This is a genomic window from Pseudomonas sp. KCJK8993, from assembly GCF_046230915.1.
Taxonomy (GTDB): domain Bacteria; phylum Pseudomonadota; class Gammaproteobacteria; order Pseudomonadales; family Pseudomonadaceae; genus Aquipseudomonas; species Aquipseudomonas piscis.
On the sequence record NZ_JBJJLO010000096.1, the window covers coordinates 1 to 26837 of the forward strand.

Consider the following 26837-nt stretch of genomic DNA (forward strand, 5'->3'; position numbering starts at 1 on the left):
TGGCCCGACCCCTGCTCCTGCTGCCGCTGTGCGGCGTGCTGTTTTCATTATCCCTGCCAGCCCTGGCCGAACCTGCGGTGGACTGCGCCGCCCTGGGCGAAAAAGCCTCCCGGGAAGCCGGCGACTATCGCCCGCCCCTGGAAGCCAAGGTAATCGGCACTGGGCGCCTGCATTTTCACAGCGCCCCGCACGCGGCCTGCATGGACAAGAAACTGTTCGTGATTCCCGGCGATGGCCTGACGGTGTACGCCGCCACCGAGGACGGCTGGGCCCAGGTCATGTACATCGCCAAGGACGGGGAGGACTACAGCGGCTGGGTCGAGGAACAGCGCCTTAAACTGGGAGGGCACTACGGCGGCGCCCAGCTACCGGCCGACGCCAGCGCCCTGATCCAGCGCCATGAGGAATGCCAGCACTTCGCCGGCGAGGAGCCTTATGACGCCGAGCGCCGGGCCGAGCTCGAAAAGGCGGTGGAGGAAAGCTGCACCGGCGTGGATCGCCAACTGGCGACACTGCGCCAGCAGTACAAGGACGACCCCGAGGTCCTCCAGGCCCTGGCGCCCCTGGAAAACCTGGAGTAAGCCAAGACCGGCGCCTGGGCGCCGGTCGCCAGTCACCACGGAGCCACTCAATGGGTGGTTTCGACGCTGCCACGAACATGACTGGGTGGCGCCGCTTCGCCTTCTGCCGCGACCGCCGGGCCATCGGCCAGCAGCGGCACTTCCTTGCCCTCGGCATCATGCAGCTTGCCCCCGCTGAAATAGTCCCCTTCCCGCAGGCCAGCGATGTCCTGGAAGCGCAGGCTGCGCTCGGTACCGGCGACGAACACCGACTGCTGGTCGGAGTTGCCGGTGGTGAAGTGGTTGAACGCCAGGTTCAGCAGGATCGCCATGATCGCCGAGGAACTGATGCCCGAGTGGAATATCGTCGCGAACCAGCTGGGGAAATGATCATAGAAGCTCGGTGCGGCAATGGGGATCATGCCGAAGCCAATGGAGGTAGCGACGATGATCAGGTTCATGTTGTTGCGGTAGTCGACCTTGGACAAGGTACGGATGCCACTGGCGGCCACGGTGCCGAACAGCACGATGCCGGCCCCGCCAAGCACCGAGGTCGGCACGGCGGCGATGACCCGTCCCATGAACGGCAACAGGCCGAGGATCACCAGGAACAGGCCGCCGGTGGCCACCACGAAGCGACTCTTGATCCCGGTGACCGCCACCAGCCCGACGTTCTGGGCGAAGGCGCTCTGGGTGAAGGAGCCGAAGATCGGCGCGATCATGCTCGACAGCATGTCGGCCCGCAGGCCATTGCCCAGGCGCTTGGAGTCGACCTTGGTATGGATGATCTCCCCTACCGCCAGGATGTCCGCCGAGGTTTCCACCAGGGTCACCATGACCACGATGCACATCGACAGGATCGCCGCGACCTGGAAGGTCGGCATGCCGAAATGAAACGGCGTGGGCAAACCGAACATCGGCCCCTGGGTGACTCCGGAAAAGTCCGCCATGCCCAGGAACACCGCGATCACCGTGCCGATGACCATCGCCAGGAGAATCGATAATCGGGAGATCGCCGCGCTGCCGACCTTGCTCAGCAGCAGCACCAGGACCAGGGTGACAGCAGCCAGGCCGATGTTCGACAGGCTGCCGAAATCCGCCGAGCGGCTATTGCCGCCCATGGCCCAGCGCGCTGCCACGGGCATCAGCGTCAGGCCGATGGTGGTGATGACGATACCGGTGACCAGGGGTGGGAAGAACTTGGTGATGCGGGAAAACACCGGAGTGATCAGCAGCCCGATCAGGGACGCGGCGATCACCGCGCCGAGCACCGACTGGAAACCACCCTCGCCGCCACTGGTGACGATCGCCACCATGGTCGACACACCCGCGAAGGACACCCCCTGCACCAACGGCAGGCGGCAGCCGAAGAACGGCACCCCCAGGGTCTGCAGCAACGTGGCCAGCCCCCCGGCGAACAACGAGGCGGCGACCAGCAGGCCGATTTCCGCCGGCGCCAGGCCGGCAGCCTGGCCGATGATCAGCGGCACCGCGACGATGCCGCCATACATGGTCAGCACGTGTTGCAGGCCATAAGCCATATTCGCGCCAACACCCAAGTTTTCGTCTTCGGGCCGCTGCGGTGAAACCTGAGGGATAGTCATGGTTTGGGGTTCCCTGTTTTTGTTATGCGCACACTGTATGCAACATCAAAGAGAACTGTCCATATAATTGTATACAGTTTATCCGCCAACTTTCCGGCGTCTTCGGCTCGCAAAACCATCGCCCAGGCTGCCCTGTCGCAGCCCCGGTTACGCCGGTAAAGCCGTTGCAGAGCCCCCACGGCCATCGACAGTCTTGGGCACGCGTTGCCGCGAACTAGCCGGGCCGCCTGGCGGCCCAACAAAAAGGGCCGACCCGACAAACGAATCAGCCCTTTTGCACGATCTGTCGGCCCAACGGGGCAACGGTACCTGGATTCTGTACACAGTCGCGGTCACACCACCTCGCGCCGCCAAGAGACGGTCAGCCCCACCGTCATGCCGGTACGGCTTCGGTTTGCAGCAGTCGCTCCAGCACCTGTGGCAAGTCCGGATGATCCGGCAGGCGCAAGCCGAACTCACCCTGCAGCAGGTTCATCAGTTGCTCGACCTCGGTGATCTGGCGGCGCTCGCTGGGCTGGCCCATGCGATGCAGGGCGTAGTTCTGGTTATGCAAGGTATGGCGTACCCCCGGGCCGATTCGCGCCACCATCAGCTGGCCGAGAAACGGCGAGGCGGGATGAGTGGACACGTACCAATTGCCCATTTCGTAATCCACCTCGCCCTGCACCTGCAAGTCGAACACGTACATTGCTCGCCATTCATCGGCGACCTTGGCCCGCAGGATGTAGCTGCCGTCATGCCGGGTGATGCGATAGGGCTCATGGGGCGTGGCCTGCTCCTGCTCGGTATCGAGCAGCAAGGGCGCGGTCGGCACCATGCCACCGAAACCGACATCGACGATATAGCGCCGGCCATCGAGCCGCAGCAGTGTCAGACGGTGACTGCGAGGCGTGAGCGCATCTTCCGGTCCACCCATCACTACCCGTCCAGTGATGCCCCGGACCTCGTAGCCCAGGTGCTGCAGCAGCTCCAGGAAGAGCTGATTGAGCTCATAGCAGTAGCCACCGCGCCCATCCTGCAAGATCTTGCGCTCCACCGCCGCCAGGTCGATGGGGACCGGTGCACGCAGCAAGGTCGATAGGCTCTCGAAAGTGAACCGGCAGACATGGCGCAGCTGCAGCTCTCGCAGGGTTTCCAGGGTGGGGGCTGGTGCTCGGTCATAACCGAGACGGTGCAGGTAGAGGTCGAAGTTCATCAGGTGCGGCTGGCTCATGCACGGGTCCTTGATATGAGTGTCGCGCAGGGCTCCGGCAATCCGCGTGCCGATCCATTCGAGCAACGCCAGCCCCTGCATGTCGGGTTTATGTATAAGCCAGAACAGACCCGGATCGACAATCGATTCGGCTGATATTTTTTATCGCATTGGTCCCGGATTGGCCCTTGCCAAGAAGTGTCCGGGGTCCTGTAATAGCCGACCGCCCAGCCCAGACCTGGAGAATCCCCCGCCATGCACCCACTGGAAGGCCCGCGGATCATCCTGCGCCCCCTGCAAGAGAGCGACGCCGACGCCCTGGTCGAAGCGGCCCGGGACGGCGAACTGTGGAACCTGCCCTTTACCGTGGTGCCCTCACCCAGCACGGTCGACCACTACCTGGCCAGCGCCCTGGAGGGCCGCGCCGCGGGCAGCGTGCAGCCCTTCGCCACCCTGCTGCGCGCCACTGGCCAGGTCATCGGCTGCACACGGTTCTGGAAGATCGACCGGCACAACCGCAAGCTGGAAATCGGCAGTACCTGGATCGCCAGCCGCTGGCAGCGCAGCTTCGTCAATACCGAAGCCAAGTACCTGATGCTGCGCCATGCCTTCGAGGACATGGCCTGCGTGCGGGTACAGTTCACCACCGACGAGATCAACCACAAGTCCCGCGCGGCGATCCTGCGCCTGGGCGCACAGCAAGAGGGCGTAGTGCGCCACGAACGCATCATGCCCGATGGCCGCAAGCGCAACTCCGTGCGCTTCAGCATCATCGACGACGAATGGCCGGCGGTACGCCAGCACCTGGAACAGTTGCTCGAGCGATCCGCCGCCCACTGACTACCGGCAATCAACTACAAGGATGCAGTCATGCCCACCACCCTGACCTTTCGCCATGCTCGCCACGAGGACGCCCTGTGCCTCGGCGGCCTGGCCACCCAGGTCTTCTTCGATACCTACGCCCTGGATGGCATGCGTGCCGACCTGGCCGAGGAGGCCCTGAACGTCTACGCCCCGGAACAGTTTCGCCAGCGCCTGGCCGACCCCCGGCGAATCCTGCTGCTGGCCGAACGCGACGGGCACCTGCAGGGGTTCGCCGAACTCGCCGCCGGCGGCAACCGCCTGCCCCTGGAACAACTGGCCGATGGCATGGAACTGGTGCGCTTGTACGTCCAGCGTCATGCCCAGCGCCAAGGCATCGGCCAAGCCTTGCTGCGCCAGGCGGAAAATCTCGCCCAAGGGCGTGACGCCAGCTGCCTGTGGCTCAGTGCCTGGGAGGGCAACCGACCGGCGCTGGCTTTCTACCTGGCCCAGGGCTATGACGCGGTGGGTGTCACAAGCTATGAATTCGGCGGCAACCGCTATGGTAACCAGGTGTTCTGCAAGGCCTGGTAAGACTCAGCGATCGGAACGCTGCAGTGGTTGCGCGGACAACGCCGAGACCCGGTTGCGCCCCGTAGCCTTGGCCTGATACAGCGCCGCATCCGCCCGCTCGATGAACACCTCGGTGCTGTCGCGGCCGCTGGGCACGAAAGCGTAGCAACCCAGGCTGACCGTCACGCAACCGGCCGCCGAGCCGCTATGGGGGATGTTGTGCGCCATGACGCTCTGGCGAATCTGCTCGGCCATGGCCACCGCACCATGGATATCGGTATCGGGCAGCAACACCGCGAACTCCTCGCCACCGTAGCGCACCGCGAGGTCGGCCTGGCGCTGGCAGCAGGCTTGTAGCGCCTGGGCCACCTGCGTCAGGCAGTGGTCGCCGGCGACGTGGCCGTAGGTATCGTTGTAGCGCTTGAAGTAGTCGATATCGACCATGATCAGGGCCAGCGGACTACTCTGCCGGGCTCCCCGGCCGAACTCGATCACCAGCGCACGCTCGAACAAGCGCCGGTTGGCCAGGCCGGTCAGGCTGTCATGGGTGGCGATCACCTCCAGCGCCTCTTGTGCCTGGCGCAGGTCGGCCTCGATCCGTTCGTTATTGCGCACCTGGTTGACAAAGACCCAACCGAACAGCCCGACCCCCAGCAACACCAGGGCCACGATGGCCGTGGACTGGTAGGCCGAGGCATACCAGCCCTTGAGAATCGAATCCTTGGAATTGGCGGCAGCCACCACCAGCGGATAGGCCTGCAACTGGCGATAGCCATACAGTCGCGGCACCCCATCGACGATGGAAGTGATCATGGCATTGCCCGCCGGGGCTTCGGGCAGGTATTTGGAAAAGATCTCGCTCCGGGACAGCGAAGCCCCGACCTGGCGAGCCTCGAATGGCCGCCGGGCGATGAGGGTGCCATCGGAGAGCGCGAGAAACATCGTCCCCTGTTCGTCGATATTGAAGCTTTTGAAGAAGTGGTCGAAGTAGGTCAGCTTGATGCCGGCCATCAGCACGCCCTGGAAGTTCCCAGCCTTGTCGTTGATGCGGCGGGAAATCGGGATGACCCACTCTCCATTGGCACGGCTGCGGATCGCCGGGCTGATATGGGCCTGTAACGAGGCGTTCTGCTGGTGGAAGCGAAAGTAATCGCGGTCGGCCACATCCTGGCCGTGGGGTGAGTCGTTGAAAGAGCTGACCACCCACCGGCCCTGCCGGTCATAGAGGAACACCCCGCTGAGCTGGTTCAGGGCCAGCACCCGCCGGGCGAAGATCTGCTGCAGTTGTTGGCGTTGCTCAGCTCCCTCGCCCAACGCCTCGATCCATTCGGAGAGGCTCATCAACACCAGGTCGGCCTCCATGAAGGTGTCTTCGGCCTGCTGGGCCATGGCCTGGGTCAGGTTGGTGGAATTAAGTTCGGCCTGGGCCAGGTCGTGGCGCCAAGACTGCTCCAACTGCAAGTACAGCAAGCCGCACAGGCAAAGGGAAACCATGGAGATGAACCCTACCGCCGCCTTGAGCAAGGGCAGGCGTTTCAGGGTGCCACCAGGGGCATTTACATCGTAGATGGGGACAGGCAATGGGTCGTCCTGACGGAAAAGGCGTGATTTGCGACGCAAATCCCTTTGTTGTTTGCTTGGCTGGCCCGGGCAGCGGCATCCACACAACCTCAGCGCCACGCATCCGGCAACAGGCTGGGAGGCAAGCGGACCGGCACTTTGAGGGTTATCGGCAGCACCGGGCGCTGCCTGAAGCATAGACCTCCCCGGCAGCATTTCCGACACACCGTTCGCTGCCGACAGCCGCTCGGGTGGCGCAGTATCGCACAACACTCCGGAGCCCGATGCAGTTCGCCTGAACCCGGCGACCACGAACTGACCAGCCAGCCACGAAGCCGTAGCCTGGAGATGTTCCCGGTAATAGCCATTTAATCTCCCCCTTTATCAGAAAGAATCATTTCCCCACCTTCGATAGGGGAAATTCTGGTCTATAAACAATTCCAAAAATAACCGTACCGAACCCAACACATCGACTCATGCCCCGAACCACCTGGTCGGGCAAATCGCGATGCGAAGATAGTTGACCGCCAAGGAGTGGAAGTTGACCAGGGGCACCACGCTCGAGCGTTTCAGTTTCCGGCCCATGAGCCAGCAGTTACTAAGGCTCCTGATCGAACTTCGGACCACACCCGGATTGGGAGCATGCGCCCATGTGCTCTGACCTGGCGATCAGGACTCAGGGCCTGAGCAAGTGTTATCAGATCTATGAACAACCCCGGGATCGCCTGCTGCAGATGCTGTTACCCAACGGCAGGCAGCGCTATCGCTCGTTCTGGGCGGTCAAGGATGTCTCGCTGGAGATTCGCAAGGGCGAGAGCCTGGGCATCATTGGCCGCAACGGCAGCGGCAAGTCGACCCTGCTGCAATTGATCTGCGGAATCACCGCCGCGTCCTCGGGCAGCGTGACCAGACACGGACGGATCGCCGCCCTGCTGGAACTGGGATCAGGGTTCAACCCGGAGTTCAGCGGCCGCGAGAATGTCTATCTCAACGCCGCGGTGCTAGGCCTCACACGCGAGGAAACAGAAGCGCGCTTCGAGGAGATAGTGGCCTTCGCCAACATTGGCGAATTCATCGACCAACCGACCAAGACCTATTCCAGCGGCATGCTGGTGCGCCTGGCGTTCGCCGTCTCGGTGTGCGTCGAGCCAGACATCCTGATCGTCGATGAAGCGCTGGCCGTCGGCGATGCTTCGTTCCAGTTCAAGTGCCTGGAGCGCCTCGAGCGACTGGCCCACCAGGGCACCACGCTGTTGTTCGTGTCCCACGACATGAGCATGGTCAAGCGCTTCTGCAACCGGGTCCTGTACCTGCGCAACGGCGAAGTCCGGGGCAGTGGCGCACCTGAGGAAATGGCCGAACTCTATTTGCTGGACATGCGCGACGAGCAGCGACGCTGGACCAGCGGCGGTGCCATCCAGGTCATCGCCAAACCTGCGCTCGCCCAGGGCCAGGGCATCGCCTTCGGCACCGACGAGGGCCAGATCGCGTCGGCGCTGTTCAGCGTCACGGGAACCTCATACTGCAGTTTCGTCCATGGCGATCCAGTGGAAATCGAGATCCAGGCCTTGGTCAGCGACCAGGTCTCGCGTCCCAACCTCAGCCTGACGATCCAGGAAGCACGATTGCTGGTGGTCGGCGGAGCCAACGTGGCCTTGGTGTGCCAGGCACCACTGCAAGGCTGGTGCCGCGCCAGCACACGCCTGGGATTTTCCGCCAACCTGGCGCCCGGGCGTTATCACGTGACCCTCAAGCTGATGAATGGCGAAACCGAGGAGACGTCCCAACTGATCGAAAAACAAGTAGCGCCCCTGGCCTTCGATATATTGCCGGGGGACAAGCATTTCCTCGGCCTGGTCGACCTGGACATCAGGACGGTCGAGCCGGAGCAACCGAATATCACCGCGCCTGCCCCCCGTCCAGCGGATGAACCTTGGCAGGTAGCGATCTTCGGTACCTTCGATGTAGCCAACTACGGCGACCTGCTGTTCCCCATCATTGCCGAGCGCGAATTGCAGGCGCGCCTGGGACCGGTACAACTGCACCCCTTCTCTTACCACCAGCGCCGCACCCCGCAGTGGCCCTATGACGTGACCTCGGTGAGCGAGCTGCCCGATCTGGTGGACTCCCTGGATGGGGTGTTGATCGGCGGCGGCTTCATCGTTCGCTTCGACAAGTTGGTGGCCGTCGGCTATTACCCACCGACGCCGCGGATCCACCACCCCACCGGCTACTGGCTGTCGCCCGCCCTGCTGGCCCTGCAACACGATGTGCCGCTGATCTGGAATGCCCCGGGCATGCATTGCAACGAGATCCCGTCCTGGGCCCGACCGCTGCTCAAACTGACCCTGGAACTCAGCCCTCACGTCAGGGTGCGCGACACGCTGTCCCAGGAAGCCTTGTCGGCACTCAGCGAACAAGCGCAGGTCGAGGTGCTGCCGGATACCGCCTTCGGCCTGGCCAACCTCATCGACCTGCAACGACCCTCGGCCGAATATCGGCGCTTGTGCGAACAAGCGGGCCTGGGCCGCCGATACCTGGTGGTGCATACGATCGCGGGCCTGGAGAACTTCCTGCGCTTGTGGAAAACCCAAGGCACCGAACTTGAGCAATGGCAACTCTTGCTGCTGCCCATAGGTCCGGTGCTGGGCGACCACGAATCGATCCTCGGTGACGACCTGCCGCGAGCGGTAACCCTACCCCACTGGCCTGCGCCGCTGTTGCTGGCGGAAATCCTCGGACATGCCGAAGGCGTGATCGGCCACAGCTATCACCTGGCGATCACTGCCCTGGCTTTCGGCGTTCCCATCTTCTGTTCGGCCAACCTGCACCAGGGCAAATACACCGCCCTGCTCGACTACCAGGGCATCTACCCACTGCCAAGCGGTGAACCCATTGCCCTGGAGTGGTTCCTCGAACGCCTGCGCCCACCCTCCTCCTGCCCCCGCCTGGAAGCGGCCAGGGAGCAGTTGCGCAAGCACTGGGACAAGGTGGCCGAGCTGATCCGCCAAGGTCGCCGGCCCACCGGCCAATGGATGAACCGGCTCTGGCAAGACCTGCCCAACCTGCTGGAAGGCCAACAACAGGAGTGGCGTGAGGAATGCCTGCGCCAGCGCGCCGAACTCGATGAGCTGCGCCGGCAAATGCGGCAGTTGCAACCGCTCCAGGAATGACAATGGCCCGCCACGGACCAGTCCCACGACGAATGTGACTGGCCGTGGCCCCCGGCTCCTTGCGTGGCACCGCAACACTGCGTCTCACATGACATGGATTCAAGGAGGAAGAACATGCTGCTGGACCTGAAGATGCTCGCCCACCAACCCTTGCACCAGCAGCCCTTTCGCTGGGGCCGGATCGACGGCCTGTATTCGGCCGAGGATGCAGCCGCGCTGGCGGCCAGCTACCCCCACGATGCGTTCAAGCGGGTCTACGGCTATGGCGGGGAAAAGGACTACGAATACCAGGCACGGCAACTGGTGGAGCTGGGCACCGGACGGATAGTCCACGCCCAGGGCCTGAGTCCGAGCTGGTTGCAACTGGCCACCGAACTGACCCGACCGGCCTATCGCCTGGCCGTGTCGATGCTGGCCGACATGGACCTGCGTACGGCACCGATGGAGGTCAACGTCTTCCATTACGGTCCCCAGGCTTGCCTGGGTCCGCACCTGGACCTGGACGACAAGCTGGTGACCCACATCCTCTACTTCAACGATACGTGGAGGGTCGAGGATGGCGGCTGCCTGAACATCCTGCGCTCGGCGGACCCGCAAGACATCGTCGCGGTGATCCCGCCACTGGTGGGCAGTTCAGCGCTCCTGGTACGGGGCCAAAGCTCATGGCATGCGGTCTCGCCGGTGGCGGACAGTTGCCGGACCTCGCGCCGCAGCATGACCGTGACCTTCTACCGACCTGGGTCGCAGAGCTCCATGTGGCCAGCAGATGACCAGACGCCCCTGCACACCTATGTGAGCCAGCATGAATAAGCCAGGATCGTCGCCAACGCCAATACAGGAACATGCCCAGGCGATCGTCGAGCGCGATGTCGCCCTGGCACATATCGAGCATATGCGGCGCTCGCGCTCCTGGCGCCTGACCCGCCCACTACGGATGCTCATGCAACTGCTGCGTCACGGAGCCGTAGGCAGTGGCAGCGAGTACCCGCTGCCCATGGCGCCAACCCCACGGTTGCTGGCACCCAGACCTGCTCCGGAACCCGTACCGGCCCCTGTTGGCGCACAACCGACGCCGCCGGACAGCCAGGAGCCATTCGACCTCCTGTGCTTTGCCAATATCGACTGGTCAGCCAGGTTCCAGCGCCCCCAGCAGTTGATGACGCAATTCGCCGCCCATGGCTATCGGGTGTTCTATATCGTCCTGGCCCCTACGCCTGGACAGCCATATCAGGTACGGGAAGTGGCTCCGAGAGTCTACGAGGTGCACCTGCGCGGGCACTCATCCCAGGATCCCTACGCCACCTGCATCACCTCGGGCAACCTGCGCAGCAACCTCGAGGCCTTGCAGGCCCTGGCCGCCGACTTCCGAATCAAGACTGCCGTGTCGGTGATCCACCTGCCCTACTGGACTCGCCTGGCCTTGCACCTGCGTCAGGAGCGAGGCTGGCTGGTGCAGTACGACTGCATGGACGAATGGCAAGACTTCCCGAACATCGGCGCCCCGTTGCTGGCCGAGGAACAAGTGCTGGTGGAACAAGCCGACCTGGTCACCGTCACCGCTTCGGTGCTGCATGACAAATGGGCCAGCCGGTGCCGCCGTTGCGTGCTGGTGCGCAACGGCGTGGATTTCGAATTCTTCGCCCGCCATTGCGCGCCCAATGCCTTGCTCGCCGACCTGCCGGGGCCAGTGATCGGTTTCTATGGCGCGCTGGCCGAATGGGTCGACCTGGAACTGATCGCGGCCATCGCCCGGCAACGGCCAGAATGGAACCTGGTACTGGTCGGCGACGTGTTCGTCAACGACCTGGCCGGCCTCGACCGGCTGCCCAACGTACACCTGACGGGGCGCCAACCCTACGCCCAGATGCCGCAGTACCTGTATCGGTTCGACGTCTGCATCATTCCGTTCCGCCTGTACAACGTGACCCATGCCGTGGACCCGGTGAAATTCTACGAATTCATCAGCGCCGGCAAGCCGGTGGTCTCGGTGCCGCTCCTGGAAATGCAGCTCTACGCGTCCTACCTGTACTTCGCCGAAGGAGCTCCAGGCTTCGTGACCCAGATCGAAAAGGCCCTGGAGGAAACCGACCCCCAGCGCTGGGAGCGGCGCATCGAACTGGCCAGGGCCAACGACTGGCGGCACCGCTTCGAGGACACCCGCGACGCGCTGGTGGCCCTGTATCCGAAGGTCTCGGTGGTGGTCGTCACCTACAACAATGTCCAGCTGACCCGAGGCTGTGTCGATAGCCTGCTGGATAACGGCGCCTATCCCAACCTCGAACTGATCATCGTCGACAATGCCTCCAGCGACGACACCCGCAACTATCTGCGCTACCTGGCCCGCACCGAACCGCGGGTGAACATCGTCCTCAATCCACGCAATCTCGGCTTCGCTGCCGCCAACAACCAGGGACTGCGGCTTGCCCAGGGCGATTACCTGGTACTGCTGAACAACGACACCGTGGTCCCCAGGGGTTGGCTGACGCCCCTGCTGCGCCACCTGGCCGACCCCGGGATCGGCCTGGTGGGCCCCACCACCAATGCGGTGGGCAACGAAGCCAAGGTCCGGATCGACTACCAGCGACTCGATGGCCTGGAAGATTTCGCCAACCGCCGCGCGAGCCAGTATCGCGGGCGTTGCTTCGATATCCCGATGCTCGCCATGTTCTGCGTGGCATTGCGCCGCGAGGTGCTGGAGCAGGTGGGCTGGCTCGACGAAACCTTCGGCATCGGCATGTTCGAGGACGATGACTACAGCCGCCGGGTACAGGCAGCGGGCTGGCGCACCGTATGCGCCGAGGACGCCTTCATCCATCACTACGGCCAGGCCTCGTTCAAGGCCTTGATTCCTACGGGCGAGTACCAGCGCTTGTGGGACAGGAACCAGGCCTATTTCGAAAGCAAGTGGGGCACCTGGAAGCCCCACAAGTCACTACCCAGGGAGGAGGAAACGGACGCTCCGAGATCCAGTGTCGCTGACTGAACCCATTAATCGGCTCCCACCAGAACAAGAGGCCAAGCGTGCTGAAGAACATCATCAACAGACTCAGTGGGCCGGTAGCGCCCTCCCCGACGGCTGTGGACGACGAAACCGAAGAGCAGCGGCGCAAGGCCAGGACCGCTGAACACTGGTCGCAGAACCAGGCCGGCTCGGACCCGTTTTCCGCGGACGTCTACTGGCGTGCGGTACCGGCCATCCAGCGACGCCACCAGCAGAAGGCTACCGCAGGCAGCGGCCATGATTATTGGGTGTCCTACTGCCTGGACACCTTTTTCGGCGACCGCCTGCCCGTGGCCCGCATGCTCAGTGTCGGCTGCGGTACCGGGGACCTGGAGCGCGACCTGTACAACCTCAAGGCATTCCAGCACTGCGACGCCCTGGACATCGCGCCCGCTGCCCTGGATACCGCCAGGACCCAGGCGGCAGCCCTGGGCGCCGGGAGCATCGACTACCAACAGGTCGATGTCGAGCGTACGACGCTGCCCAGCGCCCATTACGACGCGGTCTGGTTCAACGGCTCCATGCACCACATCCGTGAACTGGAAAGCGTCTGCGCCAATGTCCGCCAGGCGCTGAAGCCCGATGGCTGGCTGTTTCTCAACGAGTACGTGGGCGCCAATCACTTCGCTTTCGACGAAACCCAGCGCGCAGCCATCAGCCACGCGTTCGCCCTGATTCCACCCTCGATGCGTCATTCCTTCGTCCAGGGTTCCTATGGCCAGGTGCAACACCAGGTGCCACTGCCCGATCCGCTGGAGGTGGTGAAGGTCGACCCTTCGGAGGCCGTGCGTTCCCAGGACATCCTGCGGGTGGTCCAGGAACATTTCGATATCCGTGCCTTCAACCCTTGTGGCGGCACCCTGCTGCAATTCTTGCTGCATGGCATTGCCGGCAACTTCCGGGATGACGATCCGCAGGCCATGCGAGTGCTGCAAATGCTCTTCGACATCGAGGATGGCTTGATCGAATCGGGAACGCTGCACAGCGATTTCGTGATCGTGGCCGCGACCCCGAAACCCTGGGGCGCCAACCATTGAGAGCGTCTGTGACAAGAGGCTGGCAATGAGCCAACCCGCAGCAGTCGAGCTGCTCAAACACCTGCGCAGTGCCTACCAGCGCTGGCCGCTACCGGCGCCGGTCAAGGTGTTGGTACGGCGCTTGTACCGCAGCGCCTGGCTGCCAGCCTGGCGAGCGTTGCGCCGCTACCAAAGGGCAAACCGGCCGTTCATCCCCGCGCCAGGTACAGTACCGGCGGCACCGACGCCATTGCCCGACTACCTGGTGTGGGGAGCCATCGACTGGGACCTGCGTTATCAGCGCCCACAACAGCTGGCCCATGGCCTGAGCCTCGAAGGGCGGCGGGTGTTCTACATCGCTTCGAGCCTGGTAGACGACCTGCGCGATGGCTTCAGCGTACGCCCCCTGGATCGCCAGGGCCGGCTGTTCGAAGTGCGCCTGTTCGCTTGCAAGGCACCGGTGATCTACCAAGCCCCGCCCGACGCCGCGACGATCAGGCAACTGTGCCGCAGCCTCGGTGAGTTCCTCGGCTGGGTAGACTCGCCGTGGGTGGTCTCGCTGGTCCAGCACCCCTTCTGGTTCCCGGTGGCCAGGCTGCTGCCCAACAACCGCCTGGTCTATGACTGCATGGACCATCACCAGGGCTTCGGCAACAACGCCCTTGGATTGCTGCCACTGGAGCGGCAACTGCTGGACGAGGCGGACCTGACCCTGTTCGCCTCGGCGTGGCTCGCGCAACACTGGAAGCAACAGTGCCCAACCCTAGCCGAGCGTCGACAGGCCCTACTGCGCAACGCTGCCGACTTCGAATATTTCTCGACTGTTCCCCAGCACCGCCACCAGGATCCGAACGGCCGCAAGGTGATCGGTTACTACGGAGCGCTGGCTGATTGGTTCGACGTGCAACTGGTATCGACCATCGCCCAGGCCTTCGCCGATTGCACGGTGCTGTTGATCGGCGCTGACACGGCAGAAGTCGGCCTGCGGCTGCGCAGCCACGCCAATGTCAGGCTGGCCGGCGAAATCCCCTATACGCAACTGTCCGCCTACCTGCATGCATTCGACGTGTGCATCCTGCCATTTCGGATCCAGGCGCTGACCCTGGCCACCAACCCGGTGAAGGTCTATGAGTACCTGAGCGCAGGCAAGCCGGTGGTCGCGGTGGACCTGCCCGAGCTGCATGAATTTACCCCCCTGGTGAGGATCGCCGGGGATGCGCAATCCTTCGTCGCCGCCATCGCTCAGGCCCTGGACGAACCCGAGCTGAGCGCAGCGGCCCGGCAACGCCAGGACTTGGCCCGGCAACAGACCTGGAACCACAGGGTGCGGACCCTGCTGGACCTGGCCGAGATACCCCAGCCACAACCGCTGATCAGCGTGATCGTGGTGACCTGCAACAACCTCGCCTTCACCCGCGACTGCCTGGCGAGCCTGGACGCCGATCCCCTGGGTCGGGAACTGGAGCTCATCGTCGTCGACAATGCCTCCACCGACGGTAGCGTCGAGTTCCTGCGACAGTGGGCCGCCCGCGGTGGGCACCAGCTGATTCTCAATACCAGCAACCTGGGCTTCGCTGCCGCCAACAATCTGGGCCTGGCCCAAGCCCGAGGCGAATACCTGGCATTGCTCAACAACGATACCCAAGTCACCAGCGGCTGGGCCCAGAGCCTGCGCCGACACCTGCAACGCAATCCCGGGCTGGGCCTAGTCGGGCCGGTGACCAACAACATCGGCAACGAGGCGAAGATCGACATCGGCTATCGGAGTCTCGAACACATGCCCGCTCGTGCGCGGCAATACACCTGGCGCCACATCGGCCACCTGGTGCCCTGCGCCACCCTGGGGTTCTTCGCCGTGATGCTGTCGCGCTCGACCTACCTGCGCGTTGGCCCGCTGGACGAGGCCTTCGGCCTGGGATTCTTCGAAGATGACGATTATTGCCGGCGGGTCGAGCAAGTCGGCTTGTCTTGTGCGTTCGCCGAGGACGTGTTCATCCACCACCACTTGTCCGCGTCGTTCGACCGGATGCCCGAGCGCCAGCGCCAGCAGCTGTTCAACCGCAACAAGGCGCTTTATGAAGCCAAGTGGAAACGCTCGTGGGTGCCCCATGCGTCCCGGGAGAGATCATGAGGCTGGTCTATCTTTCGCCCGTCAGCTGGCACAGTTTCGCCCAACGCCCCCACGAATTGGTCCGCCAATACCACGCTGCGACCCAGGCCCAGGTGCTGTGGGTCGAGCCTTACGCCACGCGCCTTCCGGGAATCACCGACCTGCTCGGCCAACGCCCGCTCCAGGGACCACCTGAGCCACAGCCCGCCTGGCTGACCCTGGCCAGCCCGCGCGCCTTGCCGATAGAACCGCTGCCCGGGTCGGGGTGGCTGAATAGACTGCTCTGGCGCGATCTGCTGCGCCAGGTACGGGATTTCGCCCAGGACGCCGCGCTACTGGGCATAGGCAAGCCGTCCAGGCTGGCCTTGCAGTTGTTGCGCGAGCCGGTTTTCTACAACAGTTTCTACGACGCCATGGACAACGTACCGGCCTTCTACCGGGGCTGGTCGCGCCGCGCCATGAGTCGCAGCCAACACGAAACCGCCCGGGCCGTGGACATCACCCTGGCTTCCTGCTCGGCATTGCAACGCTACTGGCAAGGACAAAGGGTCCACACGCAATTGCTGTTCAATGCCTGCGCCACCGAACGCTTGCCCGCACTACCACTGCGCCGCTCCAGGAACGCTACAACGCCCCCCGTGTTCGGCTATGTCGGGACCTTGGCCAAATGGTTCGACTGGGATTTCGTGCAGGCCCTGGCACTGGCCTTTCCCGATGCCGAAGTACGCTTGATCGGCCCCCAGCATGGCGCTGCGCCAACCGTTCTGCCGGCCAACGTACGCCGTTTGCCGGCGCTGTCCCACGCCAATGCGCTGCAGGCCATGACCGAATTCGCTGTCGGGCTGATCCCCTTCAAGCGCAACGACCTCACTCGCTTCGTCGACCCGATCAAGTATTACGAGTATCGGGCGCTGGGGTTGCCGGTGGTCAGCACCACGTTCGGAGAAATGATCAACCGCCGCGGTACCCCTGGAGTGTTCCTCAGCGAAAATACGGCGGATATTCCCTGGCTCATGGAGCAGGCACTGGCCTTTCGCGAACCATTGGACGATACCCTATCGTTTCGTAAAGCCAATTCATGGGCGAAACGCTTCGAGTTGGCGCACCCGGCGATCATGTAAGGCTCGAGGCTGACCCCGGCCAGGGCACCGCTGCAACCGGGGGATAAAGAAGACAGGTACCGATACCCTCATGGATAAAATCGTGGTGGCCCCAGCCGTCAAGAAGGCAAGGCGAGACGCATCCAGGTAGCTGAACCAGCAGCCGCGAACAGACTGGCGACATGGCGTTGGGCGAGAACCAACGGGCGGGATGAGGAAAACTGCCCAGGGTTGATGCTCCTGGGCGATACGCAGCGGATCTAGCGTTTGCGATCCTGGCAATCGACCACGCTGGCGTTGGTGATGATGTTCTTGCTGTCGGTATACAGGGTGATGCTGCAGAAGTAGTCCAGCACGGTCTGGTTCTCGTAGTACCCCGTCTTGCGATAGACGGCCTCGCTGCTCACCGGCATCACACCGCTGACACCCTGGCCGCCGACACCAACCAAGGTCTCACGCTGGCCGACATACTCGGTACCGGTCTGTACGAATACCTTGTCGGGCCCCAAATGGGTCTGCACCCGGTTCCAGGCATAGAAACCACCGCTGCCATAGGACGAGGGCCCCATGCCCTGGTCGGGTTTGCCGAACAATTCGAAGGCTTTCTGGGCAGGTTGGCCAATCAACCGTTGCGCGGCGAGCTTGACCTCATTGTCCTGGTTGCTGGTTGTGCCAGGCACGGCGCAGGCCGTAAGAGCCAGGACGGCGATGGCGAGGCTGGCGAGCTTGATCGAAGGCATGACATTCACTCCATGTGCATGTGGCGTAGGGGAAAACCTCGGAACTTTGGCTCAGCCACAACGCCGAGTCCATGCTAGCCAATTGCCGCTAGCGTATATCGAAGATGGGCTTGATCGCTTGTCCGTTGCCAGCGCCTATCTGGATCGCGGGTCTTCGGGGAATGAGCGTGCATGGGGTATTTTGTCGAACCGCTCAACATCAAGGAAATCCATGTTCAGCTCGCTCATAGCAAATGGTAAGCCTGCCACGCCTGATGGCCCGGAGCTGATCGCCCCCTGGTGGAGCTTCACCAAGACAGTCCTGGCGGCGACCGCCCTGACGTTGGTGCGTGACGGGCTGTTGCAGCTGGACGCCCCTGTTCCCGAGCGAGCCTTCACATTACGCCAGCTACTGCGACATGAAGCAGGTCTGGCCGACTATGGCGAGCTGGCGGAGTATCACACCGCCGTTGCCAACAATGAACCCGCTTGGCCAGCGGCGGAAATGTTGCAACGCCTTGACGGGGCTCGACTGCGATACGCTCCGGGCACCCACTGGCGATACTCGAACGTTGGCTATCTGTTGGTGGGCAGGCTGATTGAGCGAGTGACCGACCTTGAACTGGGTGATGCGGTCACTCAACGTGTACTGGCGCCCCTGGGGCTGTCGAATGTCCGTTTTGCTAAAACAGCAGCGGACCTACAGGCAACGGCAGTAGGAAACGCCTCGAACTACGACCCCGCCTGGGTCTATCACGGCCTGCTGATCGGGCCGATTTCGCAAGCGGCGCTATTCTTGGATCGCTTGCTCTGCGGGCAGCTTTTCTCAGCGGACCTGCTTCAGCAAATGCAGACAGCTCGAATCCTGGGCGGCCCGACTCCGGGGCGACCATGGATCGAGCCCGGCTATGGTCTGGGTGTCATGCAGGGCTCAATCGAGGGCGGTTTCTTCCTTGGCGGGCATACAGGCTGCGGACCAGGCAGCGTGATCGCGGTTTATCGAATCTGCGATGGCGACAGATCGGCTTGCTGCGCCGTTTTTGCGGCAGGCGCCGACGAAGGCGCGGTAGAAACCCTGGTGGCTGGGCAACTGGTACAGGCCCTGCGACGAGCTTGCTGAATCGTTGCGCCTTGGCGACTTGCCCGCTCGATGGCGCCTGGCTGGTCAAGCTCAGCCTCGCGCTTACGCGCCCAGGCCTGGGCGACCTGTTTTCGGGCGAAGGTCTGGCTCTCTTGGTAAACTTGCAGTCCATTTCGTTTGATGCGGATCCGAGCGGTATAGCTCACCTTCCCATCTGCTAGTTTTCTTGCCCGGATAGTCGCCATATCCGACGTGGTAGCCGCCCTCCCCTGGATGGCCCCTCGTAAGAACACCTGAAAACGCCCCAAAACACACCGGAAACACGTAGAGCAAAATGGTCCAGAATTCAGCTTCAAACCCAGTAAATCCAAGCCCTACGCTGTCCCGGCGGTTTAGCGTTGCACCGATGATGGATCGGGCGCATCCAATAAAAAACTATATAAATTTCAGAAGCTTAATGAATTGCATATCTTTGCTGTAGCAAAACTTAAGCAAAGAGAAGGTAAAGGCCGACGGACCGGAGGATGCGCAAAACAAGACTGATAGGGACATGGCGCCCGATTGCTGCCTCAGCTAGCGATAGCAACCACCTGCATGCCAACTGCGCTACTCTATTCACATTTGTAATACCCCCTCTTTCTAGCAACAATAAGGATTCGTGGCATCTACAACGCGGATTGAGACTGCCGGAACAGCGGCAAACTGGATATATTATCTCTGCAGCGATCTAATAAAATATCTATTATAGACTTCGCAACCTACCTAAAACTGAGAGAACACAATGTCAGAACAGAATGACGATATGCAGAATAGCGCAGTCGAAGATAACAAAAATGATGCACCGTATGAAAAGGTTAAAGAGCGAAAAGTACTAATACAACCTTATGATTATGCAGTACGCACACTTATGGAGATGATCATAGAAGGAGATTTGAAGCTGGATCCCGACTATCAACGAAACTATCGCTGGCCTGACGACAAGGCATCCAGATTTATTGAATCTATTGCATTAAATATTCCGGTACCAGTCCTGTACTTCGCTGAAGAAACTGACGGAAACTTCAGCGTAATTGATGGGCAGCAGCGACTTGCTTCATTATTTCGCTATATAAAACCGGACGAAGCAGAGCTTCTATATCCTGATAGCATCCTCCCCCCACTTGAACTGAATGGTCTTAAATTACGCCCAGATCTCAACAAAAAATCATACATATCTTTAGAGCGAGACGACAGATCATTAATCGCTAAACGCCCGATTCGGTGCATCGTAGTTCTTAACGAGTCCGACGCAACACTGAAGTTTGAAGTATTCGAACGACTGAATACTGGTAGCTCTGAATTGACAGCTCAGGAAGTTCGCAACTGCATTTATAACGGATCACTAAGCAGAACCCTGAAAAAGCTCTCCGCGAACGTAAAATTTCAAGAGATGATATCCTTACCAGATACATCAAAACGCAACATGACAGATATTGAGCTTATTTTGAGATTTTTTGCATATCGGAATATGACGCCAGAGACTCAATATTCAGACAACTACACTGAACACCTCAACAACTTCATGGAAGAAAACAGAGAAATAAGCAGTGAAAAAATCGACTTTTACACCAATCTATTCAACAAAACTGTCGAAACCATATATCAGCACCTTGGTCCAGGCGTAGCTTTTAGAAAGCCATTAAATATTAGTGACCCAACCAACTCAAGGTTCGCTGGAAATCTGATAAATGGATCTATCTTTGAGTCTCAAATGATATCCGTCTCAAAACTATTGGAGAATGGCAACCCGATCCCAGACGACCTGAGAAACCGTATTCTATCTGCATTTACCAAGGAAACTTACACTGATAGCGTCTTCCAGGGAACGTCGCAGAAATCGAAGGTTCTTCGCCGCAATAGTACTTTGACTGAAATAGTCCTTGCCTAAGAGATCAGACCGTGCAATGTACTTTAACATTGGGTGATAGCCTTCACGATATCCTATTACTAGCAGCCGGTGCAGAGTCTGAACTGCTAACAATGACATCAGAAGGCCGGCAGAAAGGTAACGCAATGACCAGAGCAGGTTTGGTCCTGCTTTGCGGCTATTTCGAAGGGTACGTGCGAGATCTTATTACAGAGTTTATTGAAATTCTTAATGACGAAAAAATAGACATAAATCTTCTTCCGGACTCTCTATTTGTCACAGCCCTTGAACACCTTACTAGCATATCCAACTTACAGAAAAAAATTCCAGCCTCTGCTAAATTAAAAGAAAGTGTTCGACTTGGTACAAGCTATAAACTTGACCAAAAGAAATTATCAAACACAGGAGGAAACCCTACCGTAGACACAATAGAATCAATTTTCTCAAGAATTGGGATAGACGCAGCAATTGACAAACTTTCAATAACAGACTTCGGAATAGCATCAACCTATACTCTTGAATCGCAGTCAGAGCAGTTGCGATTAAAAATTTCAGAGGAAGTTTCTCAAAACAGCGAAAACCACAACCCAATACTTATAGATCAGATACTTCGCGTTATTGATTCAAAGTGGGCACCTTCTCGAAAGCGGAGAAAAATTGGTTATGTCCATGCTATTGAAGAACTACTTCGAATCCGTAATTTAATCGCCCACGGAGAAGGGCGCGAACCTGTTCCGCCTTCAGAATTATTGACTCATATCGAAAATGTGGAGGGCATAGCAAAAGGACTGGACACCATGGTAACTGACATTATTAAGCGGCTTTGTCCCGCACCTGTTTGACATTTTTACCAACAGATTTTTTTGCATCGGCAAACTTTAAGACTATAACGCTTTCTATTTGACATGCTCCATGTATACGCCGACTCTACTCGGGCATTACCCTACAGCCCCGAAGAACTAGGGCTGTAGAGCTTTTCTGACAAAGCTAGATGGATCGTCGTTTGGTATCAAATGGCATTGATTGGCGTACAGATTGCCCCATTTTTGCCTTACGCCCTCAGCGCCCTAACCAACAACAGGTCGGCAAATGCAAACCAGAGTTCTGATACCGACCGTATCCGCTTAGATTTAGCGTTTAAATTATATCAAAGCTCAGTATTTCACCTGTGTCATCTACCTCATCCCAGACACAGTTAACTTCAGTCTCTGTGCCGCAGTCTGCGCATTCAAAAGTGCCTGAACCTGAGTACTGGGTCGTATGGTTCCCAGATGACTCTGATTGTTCAATATCTAGGCTGGATATATCAAAATCAATATCTTGACCACATTCATCATTACTGCATGTGATTGTTGGCATTTATCTATCCTTGTATTTTTGCTCAGTAAATTTAAAGTTTAATTAAGGAGCAGGTTTTTCCCGGCCTGTGCGCGGTTTGAATCGGTGACAACCAGGGTGATGGCTTGACAGGCGACGCTGACTATACCTCAAGCAGATCAGTTGCAGGACACCTTCCAAAGCTGATCAAGCTTCGTCGTATAGCTCTGGCTCATCATCTCCCGCCGCATACCCCAATCGGGGTTGGTAGGGGCGCTGGCAGCGCGGAGTGTACCCCTCCCCCAGCGATTGTTGATTTGGTCCAGAACTTCATCACCTTGTCGGTTTCCGATGGTTGCGTCACGGCGAAGAGATCGCCGGTGTACTCGCCCGGCTGGCACCTGGAATAGACAAAGGGGCAGCTTGAGGCCGCCTTCGGAAACAGGACCCAAAATGACATAACTCATGACGCACGACTTCTTATAACTGTACGAATATACAGTTAACTTTGCGGATGACTTTCGGTCAATTTCATGTAGGAGAAATCTGATAGGCGGGCGAGCTATGTGCGGACGACTTTCACAATACAGCGGCATTCACGACTTTGTTGCAGCCCTGAGCATGCCTGGGGCACTGATAAATAATATCGGTGACCAGCCGCTGGGACGGTACAACGCAGCGCCGACGATGCAGCTCGCCCTCTTCCACGTTGCTGGCGATATGCTTTATGCAGACCCTGTGACGTTGGGGCTGGCGGCCGCACTGGGCAACGGACCGGGCCGCGCCGATTAATGCCAGGGTCGAGAAAGTGGCCCACGGGCCTTTCTTCCGCCAGATATGGCCGCACCGGGCCATATGTCCTATCGACAACTAGTTCGAGTGGGTAGACGAAGGTGACCCGAAGAAGCAGCCCTACCTCATCCGCCACCGCGACGGCTCCCCTATCCTCTGCGCTTCAATCGGTCAGCTTCCGGAGCCATATGAAGGTCACGGGGAGCACGACGGTTTTGTGATCATCTCACCGCCGACGCTCAGGGCGGTATGGTCGATATTCACGACCGCCGGCCGGTGGTCCTTGCGCCGGAGCTGGCCCGAGAATGGCTCGATCCGGCCACACCGAAGGAGCGCGCCGAACAGATGGCGCTGCAGCAGGGCGAAGCGGCAGAGGCATTCGAATGGTTCAAGGTAAGCAACGCCGTCGGAAACGTCAGGAATCACGGGGCGGAACTGATCGACCGAGCATGAGCCTGAGCGCGACCGCCCCCAACTAACTCACTTGATATGAAAAAAGCCCCGACTATGTCGGGGCCTTGATTTCAGAGTTGTTGAAGCCGCTCTGCCTGTTGGAACGCCTTCCTATCTCCGCTCAGGCCGCTTTAGGCCAGCAATCAGCAACTCGGCAACAGCTCCATCCGCAGAGTTAAAATCACCATTTTTCGATGCTCGTCAGAGCGCGGAGACAATCGCAGAGGCAAGCGTGCTGATACTTGCCAGATGAGGTAGTGCCTTAAGAAGGGTCGATACAACCGCCTTGCTAGGCTTCGGCGCTGCAAGCTGCCCTTCAACCGCATCGACGATTTCTAGCGCGTTCTGTTTTTGCTGAGCGTCGGTCAGTGTCTGTATGGCCTGACGCAGGCCGTCGATGTACTCACGCAAGTCGGAACCGATATTCACAGCGTTAGTCGAGTTGTCAACCGAGCCGTTATTGATACGGGCGTTATGGCCAGTGATGTTGTAGGTAATACTTTCAACACGCTGCTTGGCCTCGGGAAGGCCGAGCTTACGAACTGCCATTTGGTAATGGGCATCAATCCCGTGAAATGCTTCCTGAAATCCAGGGTCAACCACTTCAAAAGTCTCAACAGCGCCATTGGACATACGCCGCTCAATCAGATCTCTGGGCTCAATGAGTACGTCCGAACGATCTAGAAAAACTGCGTCTCGCTGTACGCTCGCTTTCAAGCCTTCAAGTACGTCACCGTTCTGTTTTCGCACTATGATGCTATCCGTCATAAAGTCCCCAAAAGACATCGCCTGCTCCTTGCCGTGATGAAAGAAAAACAACAATGCAGCAACAGCCTGCGCGAACTCAAGGCAGAGCCAACAAAAAAGCCCCACAGTCCTGACAGGCAGTGACTGTGGGGCTTTTTGACAGAATGAGATAAGAATCGCAAAAGATCAGACCAACACTAATGGCTAAGCATGCGTACATGATCTTGGCAGGCCGCCAAAGCGATTAATCCTTGGTCGCCGTCACCGGCGATGGCGACAATTCGTTGAGCAGCCGCTGGGTCAAGTTCGCCTCTCGCCGCTCCATGAACCACGCCGCTGGCGCTGGCGGTGGCTGGCAGCCCACAGCTACCACCCGAGGCGGTAGCGTTGAGTAGGGCTGACAGCCGGAGATCAGCAGTAGCCAGCCGGTCACGCAGGCGCCCCTGCTTCGCTTGTTCATCGCGCAATTCCTTGTAGTGGGTTTCATCGCTTGTTTGCAGGCGATCCTCGAGCGCACGTCGGGCGTCCTGCTGGGTTTCCTGCCAGTTGATCACCGCCGTGGCGGCCTGCTCGCGGTCCGTGCTGTACGCCTCGGCCTGTTCGGCCAGGGCCTTGCCGTAGGCGTTGGCCTGCCAGGACCAGGCCAGCCAACCGCCCAGGGCGAGCCCCAGCACCAGGGCTGGCAACAACCAGCCCGGGGCCCTCACGCCAGCACCTTAAGGGCGCGGTCATACAGCGCCTGGCGATCCGCCAGGCCGTTGGTGCCGCCGTTGATGCGCTTGGTGATCGTGAGAAAGTCACCCTTGTCGGCCAGGGTGTTCAGGCCGGCCTTCTGCCAAAACCACCCTGCCGACAGCGCGGCATAGACTGGGTTTTCCAGCAGCTCGGGGGTATTGAGCAATCGCGAATCGCCGAACAGCGCTTCGCTGCACGCTTCATAATTGGCCCGGCCGGTGACCTGGATCAGGCCCCGCCCCCGATACTTCTGGCCATCGCCATCAGCCTGCGGGGTATTGCCCAGCCGAGCGGCCAAGGTGCCGGTGTCGTACTTGCTCAAGTACTGATTGCTGCCCAGCTCGCGCACGTACAGAAGCTGGCCGGACTCGTGGCCGATCTGGGCAATGAACGCGGCCATGCGCAGCCGGGTGATGATTGCGTACTTGCTCATGGCGGCGTTGAGAGCAGGAACAAAAACGCCGGCTTTGGCGCCGGCGTTGGGGAGGATTTGCAGCAACTGCTGCACTGTGATCGTCATGCGTGGTTTCTCCAGTGGTGATGGGTTACAGCTGCTCGACTCGCAGCGGCTTGGTGGCTTTCTTTTTCTTGCCCTTGGCTTTCGCCTTGCCCTTCTTGCCGCCGTTGCATTCGACGGTGGTACTCCAGCCCGACTGGGTAAACACCTGCTCGACCGAGTCGACCAGGTATTCACCATCGAGCCCGGCCTTGAAGCCCTGTGCGTAAATCATGCGTTCGGCGAACAGGTCGGTTCGGCCAGGCATCTCCAGGCGCACACCGGCTGTGCTGCGGTTGAATGCCGCCAGCCGGGCCTTGGCGGCCTGCTCTGCGGCGGACTTGTTCGGGTAGATATGGCGGTCGGTGTGCACCGGCGGCATGCCATCCGGCGAGTCGTCATTGCCCAGGTCGACCACCCGCAGCTTGCCGCTCTTCTTGTCCTGATGCTTGGTCTGCACCGCTTTATGCGTGCTGCGATCGCCAAGCCGGAACTGGTAGCGGCTCACATCGCGGCGGGTGATGGTGACCACGCCCAAGACCTTGCCGCTTGCGCTCTGCCCGCCCTGGCGCGGCAACGTCAACAACTTGCCATCGGCCACCTTGGCCGTGCAGTCGTATTGCTTGGCCAGGCGGGTGATGAAGTTAAAGTCGGACTCGTTCAACTGGTCGATCCGGGGCACCTTGGTTGTGACCGGACACACAGGCGTCCAGCCGTTGCGGGCGGCAATGTCGCGCACGATCTGTTGCAACGGCACATCCTCCCAACTGCCGCTGCGAGTGGTCTTGCCGCTACCGCGCATATCGCTGGCCTTGCCCCGTATCTCAATGGTGTCCGGCGGGCCGCTGACCACCACTTCATCCACGGTGTAGCGCCCGAGCCGGGCCAGGGCCTGGCCGCTGTAGCCCATGAACACCTCGATACTGGCGCCCCGGCTGGGCAGCGCTACAGCCTGGGCCCGGTCATCGATGCGCAATTCGAACTCGTCCGACTCCATGCCCGGCTTGTCCGAGGTGCGCAGGGTCACCAGCCGGTCATTGATCAGCGCGGTGATGTCGCGGCCATCGGCGACAACTCGAAAGATAGGGGTCATGCCTCAAGCTCCAGGAAATAAAAACCCCGCACTTGGCGGGGTTGTGAGTTGAATCATTGATCAGTCCCATAGCAGCACCTGAGCATCGACCGCCGCCGGAAGATCCGGCAGCACGATCAGCACCCCAGCCCGGAACGGCTGGGGTTCATCGCCCAGCCCTTGGTTGGCATCCAGCACCGCCTCGACGCTGCCGTTCAGGTGGCCGTAGAACTGATAGCAAATCGTGTCGAGCAGATCCCCGCTAGACGTTCTGCAGGTCGTCGCCATAGCTCACGAACTCCAATGAAAAGCCCTGTTTACGCGGCACACCGCCAGCCAGCAGGTGGCTCTGTTCTTCTTCCAGGCTGGTCAGGCACCAGGTGCCCAGGACCTCGCCATACCCCGTGGTGAGGCTCAAGGGCTGGAGCCGCCGGCCAATGCTGCGCAGCTTCTGCAACTGGCCGAGGCCGGCCTTGAAGCCAGGGAACACCGCTCCCTTGAGCGTGATCTTGTCGTCCCCCTGCCCCACAGCCTGCTGGGCAATGCTGCGGGTCAGACGCTCCTGACCCGCCCAGCGAAACGCCGTCTGCCGGCGCAGTTCGTCGAAGGCCGCCGTGTCCAGGTTGAAGTAGTAGGGCTGCGCACCAGGGCGTAGCGGGTGAATGATCAGCAGGTGCGGGAACGGCTTCACTGCGGCCGCTGCCGGCATGCCCAGCCCACCCAGGGCACCGCTAGGGAAGATGCTGCCCAGGGCCGGGCTGACCTGGCCGCCGATACGGTTGATCGCAGCCCCCGCCCGGGCCGTCTGCTCCTGCAAACTGCCCAGGCG

Annotated in this window: 21 protein-coding genes and 5 pseudogenes; 14 read left to right on the top strand and 12 right to left on the bottom strand. The window is 60.3% G+C overall.

What is annotated here, in order from left to right:
* A partial coding sequence (locus ACK6AU_RS24180; RefSeq protein WP_409301854.1) for an SH3 domain-containing protein occupies positions 1-581 on the top strand: 581 nt, incomplete at its 5' end.
* A 47-nt stretch (positions 582-628) separates the two neighbouring features.
* Here the strand turns inward: ACK6AU_RS24180 and ACK6AU_RS24185 are convergent.
* The gene (locus ACK6AU_RS24185) at positions 629-2164 is read right to left on the bottom strand and encodes a nucleobase:cation symporter-2 family protein (RefSeq protein ID WP_185701897.1); all 1536 of its coding nucleotides are present in this window, start codon (positions 2162-2164) and stop codon (positions 629-631) included.
* A gap of 373 nt (positions 2165-2537) precedes the next feature.
* Positions 2538-3377 (bottom strand): arylamine N-acetyltransferase family protein, encoded by an 840-nt coding sequence (locus tag ACK6AU_RS24190; protein ID WP_409301879.1) that lies wholly within the window; start codon positions 3375-3377, stop codon positions 2538-2540.
* Positions 3378-3611: 234 nt separating this feature from the next.
* Here ACK6AU_RS24190 and ACK6AU_RS24195 point away from each other — a divergent pair, with 234 nt between their 5' ends.
* Both ACK6AU_RS24195 and ACK6AU_RS24200 read left to right on the top strand, forming a co-directional pair.
* Positions 3612-4196, top strand: a complete 585-nt coding sequence (locus tag ACK6AU_RS24195; RefSeq protein ID WP_185701895.1) for a GNAT family N-acetyltransferase — start codon at positions 3612-3614, stop codon at positions 4194-4196.
* A gap of 30 nt (positions 4197-4226) precedes the next feature.
* On the top strand, positions 4227-4751 hold the full coding sequence (locus ACK6AU_RS24200; RefSeq protein ID WP_185701894.1) for a GNAT family N-acetyltransferase: 525 nt from the start codon (positions 4227-4229) through the stop codon (positions 4749-4751).
* 3 nt (positions 4752-4754) lie between these two features.
* On the opposite strand, the gene ACK6AU_RS24205 is transcribed toward ACK6AU_RS24200, so the two are convergent.
* The gene (locus tag ACK6AU_RS24205) at positions 4755-6311 is read right to left on the bottom strand and encodes a diguanylate cyclase (protein ID WP_185701893.1); all 1557 of its coding nucleotides are present in this window, start codon (positions 6309-6311) and stop codon (positions 4755-4757) included.
* A gap of 629 nt (positions 6312-6940) precedes the next feature.
* On the opposite strand from ACK6AU_RS24205, the pseudogene ACK6AU_RS24210 reads away from it, so the two are divergent.
* From ACK6AU_RS24210 to ACK6AU_RS24240, 7 genes and pseudogenes are all read left to right on the top strand, one after another.
* Positions 6941-8209, top strand: a pseudogene (locus tag ACK6AU_RS24210) (ABC transporter ATP-binding protein); the annotation flags it as partial.
* 63 nt (positions 8210-8272) lie between these two features.
* Positions 8273-9463: pseudogene (locus ACK6AU_RS24215) on the top strand (polysaccharide pyruvyl transferase family protein); the annotation flags it as partial.
* Between the two features lie 117 nt (positions 9464-9580).
* On the top strand, positions 9581-10273 hold the full coding sequence (locus ACK6AU_RS24220; RefSeq protein WP_185701905.1) for a 2OG-Fe(II) oxygenase family protein: 693 nt from the start codon (positions 9581-9583) through the stop codon (positions 10271-10273).
* Positions 10266-12446, top strand: coding sequence for a glycosyltransferase (locus ACK6AU_RS24225; protein ID WP_409301857.1), 2181 nt, complete (start codon positions 10266-10268; stop codon positions 12444-12446). The genes ACK6AU_RS24220 and ACK6AU_RS24225 overlap by 8 nt, the downstream gene beginning before the upstream one ends.
* Positions 12447-12484: 38 nt before the next feature.
* Positions 12485-13501, top strand: coding sequence for a class I SAM-dependent methyltransferase (locus ACK6AU_RS24230; protein ID WP_312026275.1), 1017 nt, complete (start codon positions 12485-12487; stop codon positions 13499-13501).
* Between the two features lie 25 nt (positions 13502-13526).
* Positions 13527-15611, top strand: coding sequence for a glycosyltransferase (locus tag ACK6AU_RS24235; RefSeq protein WP_409301859.1), 2085 nt, complete (start codon positions 13527-13529; stop codon positions 15609-15611).
* Positions 15608-16711 carry a hypothetical protein gene (locus ACK6AU_RS24240; protein WP_409301861.1) on the top strand — a complete coding sequence of 368 codons (1104 nt, stop codon included), beginning with the start codon at positions 15608-15610 and terminating at the stop codon, positions 16709-16711. The genes ACK6AU_RS24235 and ACK6AU_RS24240 overlap by 4 nt, the downstream gene beginning before the upstream one ends.
* Before the next feature lie 239 nt (positions 16712-16950).
* On the opposite strand, the gene ACK6AU_RS24245 is transcribed toward ACK6AU_RS24240, so the two are convergent.
* Entirely contained in the window at positions 16951-17430 is a 480-nt protein-coding gene (locus ACK6AU_RS24245) for a hypothetical protein (protein ID WP_185701887.1), read from the bottom strand.
* A 211-nt stretch (positions 17431-17641) separates the two neighbouring features.
* Here ACK6AU_RS24245 and ACK6AU_RS24250 point away from each other — a divergent pair, with 211 nt between their 5' ends.
* On the top strand, positions 17642-18529 hold the full coding sequence (locus ACK6AU_RS24250) for a serine hydrolase domain-containing protein (protein WP_409301863.1): 888 nt from the start codon (positions 17642-17644) through the stop codon (positions 18527-18529).
* On the opposite strand, the pseudogene ACK6AU_RS24255 reads toward ACK6AU_RS24250, so the two are convergent.
* A pseudogene (locus tag ACK6AU_RS24255) lies at positions 18526-18735 on the bottom strand (site-specific integrase); the annotation flags it as partial. The gene ACK6AU_RS24250 and the pseudogene ACK6AU_RS24255 overlap by 4 nt on opposite strands.
* A 536-nt stretch (positions 18736-19271) precedes the next feature.
* Here ACK6AU_RS24255 and ACK6AU_RS24260 point away from each other — a divergent pair.
* The gene (locus ACK6AU_RS24260) at positions 19272-20417 is read left to right on the top strand and encodes a DUF262 domain-containing protein (RefSeq protein ID WP_409301865.1); all 1146 of its coding nucleotides are present in this window, start codon (positions 19272-19274) and stop codon (positions 20415-20417) included.
* Between the two features lie 11 nt (positions 20418-20428).
* Positions 20429-21238: an MAE_28990/MAE_18760 family HEPN-like nuclease gene (locus ACK6AU_RS24265; RefSeq protein WP_409301867.1), complete on the top strand. Its 810-nt coding sequence runs from the start codon at positions 20429-20431 to the stop codon at positions 21236-21238.
* 654 nt (positions 21239-21892) lie between these two features.
* Here ACK6AU_RS24265 and ACK6AU_RS24270 read toward each other — a convergent pair.
* Positions 21893-22113: pseudogene (locus ACK6AU_RS24270) on the bottom strand (DUF4113 domain-containing protein); the annotation flags it as partial.
* Positions 22114-22277: 164 nt separating this feature from the next.
* Here ACK6AU_RS24270 and ACK6AU_RS24275 point away from each other — a divergent pair.
* Positions 22278-22958: pseudogene (locus ACK6AU_RS24275) on the top strand (SOS response-associated peptidase family protein).
* Positions 22959-23159: 201 nt separating this feature from the next.
* Here ACK6AU_RS24275 and ACK6AU_RS24280 read toward each other — a convergent pair.
* The 6 genes from ACK6AU_RS24280 to ACK6AU_RS24305 form a co-directional block, all read right to left on the bottom strand.
* Complete coding sequence (locus tag ACK6AU_RS24280; protein WP_409301869.1) at positions 23160-23780, bottom strand: hypothetical protein; 621 nt, start codon at positions 23778-23780, stop codon at positions 23160-23162.
* Between the two features lie 122 nt (positions 23781-23902).
* Entirely contained in the window at positions 23903-24412 is a 510-nt protein-coding gene (locus ACK6AU_RS24285; RefSeq protein WP_409301871.1) for a lysis system i-spanin subunit Rz, read from the bottom strand.
* Complete coding sequence (locus tag ACK6AU_RS24290; protein ID WP_409301873.1) at positions 24409-24960, bottom strand: glycoside hydrolase family 19 protein; 552 nt, start codon at positions 24958-24960, stop codon at positions 24409-24411. The genes ACK6AU_RS24285 and ACK6AU_RS24290 overlap by 4 nt, the downstream gene beginning before the upstream one ends.
* A 25-nt stretch (positions 24961-24985) precedes the next feature.
* Positions 24986-26029, bottom strand: coding sequence for a phage late control D family protein (locus ACK6AU_RS24295; protein ID WP_409301875.1), 1044 nt, complete (start codon positions 26027-26029; stop codon positions 24986-24988).
* Between the two features lie 60 nt (positions 26030-26089).
* The gene (locus ACK6AU_RS24300) at positions 26090-26296 is read right to left on the bottom strand and encodes a tail protein X (RefSeq protein ID WP_085599547.1); all 207 of its coding nucleotides are present in this window, start codon (positions 26294-26296) and stop codon (positions 26090-26092) included.
* The coding region (locus ACK6AU_RS24305) for a phage tail protein (protein WP_409301877.1) at positions 26271-26837 on the bottom strand (567 nt) is incomplete at its 5' end. The genes ACK6AU_RS24300 and ACK6AU_RS24305, both read right to left, overlap by 26 nt.

Excerpts from the sequence above, each read along its gene's own strand:
- ACK6AU_RS24185 (WP_185701897.1), bottom strand. The coding sequence starts at position 2,164 with ATGACTATCCCTCAGGTTTCACCGCAGCGGCCCGAAGACGAAAACTTG.
- ACK6AU_RS24290 (WP_409301873.1), bottom strand. The coding sequence starts at position 24,960 with ATGACGATCACAGTGCAGCAGTTGCTGCAAATCCTCCCCAACGCCGGC.
- ACK6AU_RS24295 (WP_409301875.1), bottom strand. The coding sequence starts at position 26,029 with ATGACCCCTATCTTTCGAGTTGTCGCCGATGGCCGCGACATCACCGCG.
- ACK6AU_RS24300 (WP_085599547.1), bottom strand. The coding sequence starts at position 26,296 with ATGGCGACGACCTGCAGAACGTCTAGCGGGGATCTGCTCGACACGATT.
- ACK6AU_RS24225 (WP_409301857.1), top strand. The coding sequence starts at position 10,266 with ATGAATAAGCCAGGATCGTCGCCAACGCCAATACAGGAACATGCCCAG.
- ACK6AU_RS24245 (WP_185701887.1), bottom strand. The coding sequence starts at position 17,430 with ATGCCTTCGATCAAGCTCGCCAGCCTCGCCATCGCCGTCCTGGCTCTT.
- ACK6AU_RS24235 (WP_409301859.1), top strand. The coding sequence starts at position 13,527 with ATGAGCCAACCCGCAGCAGTCGAGCTGCTCAAACACCTGCGCAGTGCC.
- ACK6AU_RS24260 (WP_409301865.1), top strand. The coding sequence starts at position 19,272 with ATGTCAGAACAGAATGACGATATGCAGAATAGCGCAGTCGAAGATAAC.
- ACK6AU_RS24195 (WP_185701895.1), top strand. The coding sequence starts at position 3,612 with ATGCACCCACTGGAAGGCCCGCGGATCATCCTGCGCCCCCTGCAAGAG.
- ACK6AU_RS24190 (WP_409301879.1), bottom strand. The coding sequence starts at position 3,377 with ATGAGCCAGCCGCACCTGATGAACTTCGACCTCTACCTGCACCGTCTC.
- ACK6AU_RS24240 (WP_409301861.1), top strand. The coding sequence starts at position 15,608 with ATGAGGCTGGTCTATCTTTCGCCCGTCAGCTGGCACAGTTTCGCCCAA.
- ACK6AU_RS24200 (WP_185701894.1), top strand. The coding sequence starts at position 4,227 with ATGCCCACCACCCTGACCTTTCGCCATGCTCGCCACGAGGACGCCCTG.
- ACK6AU_RS24250 (WP_409301863.1), top strand. The coding sequence starts at position 17,642 with ATGTTCAGCTCGCTCATAGCAAATGGTAAGCCTGCCACGCCTGATGGC.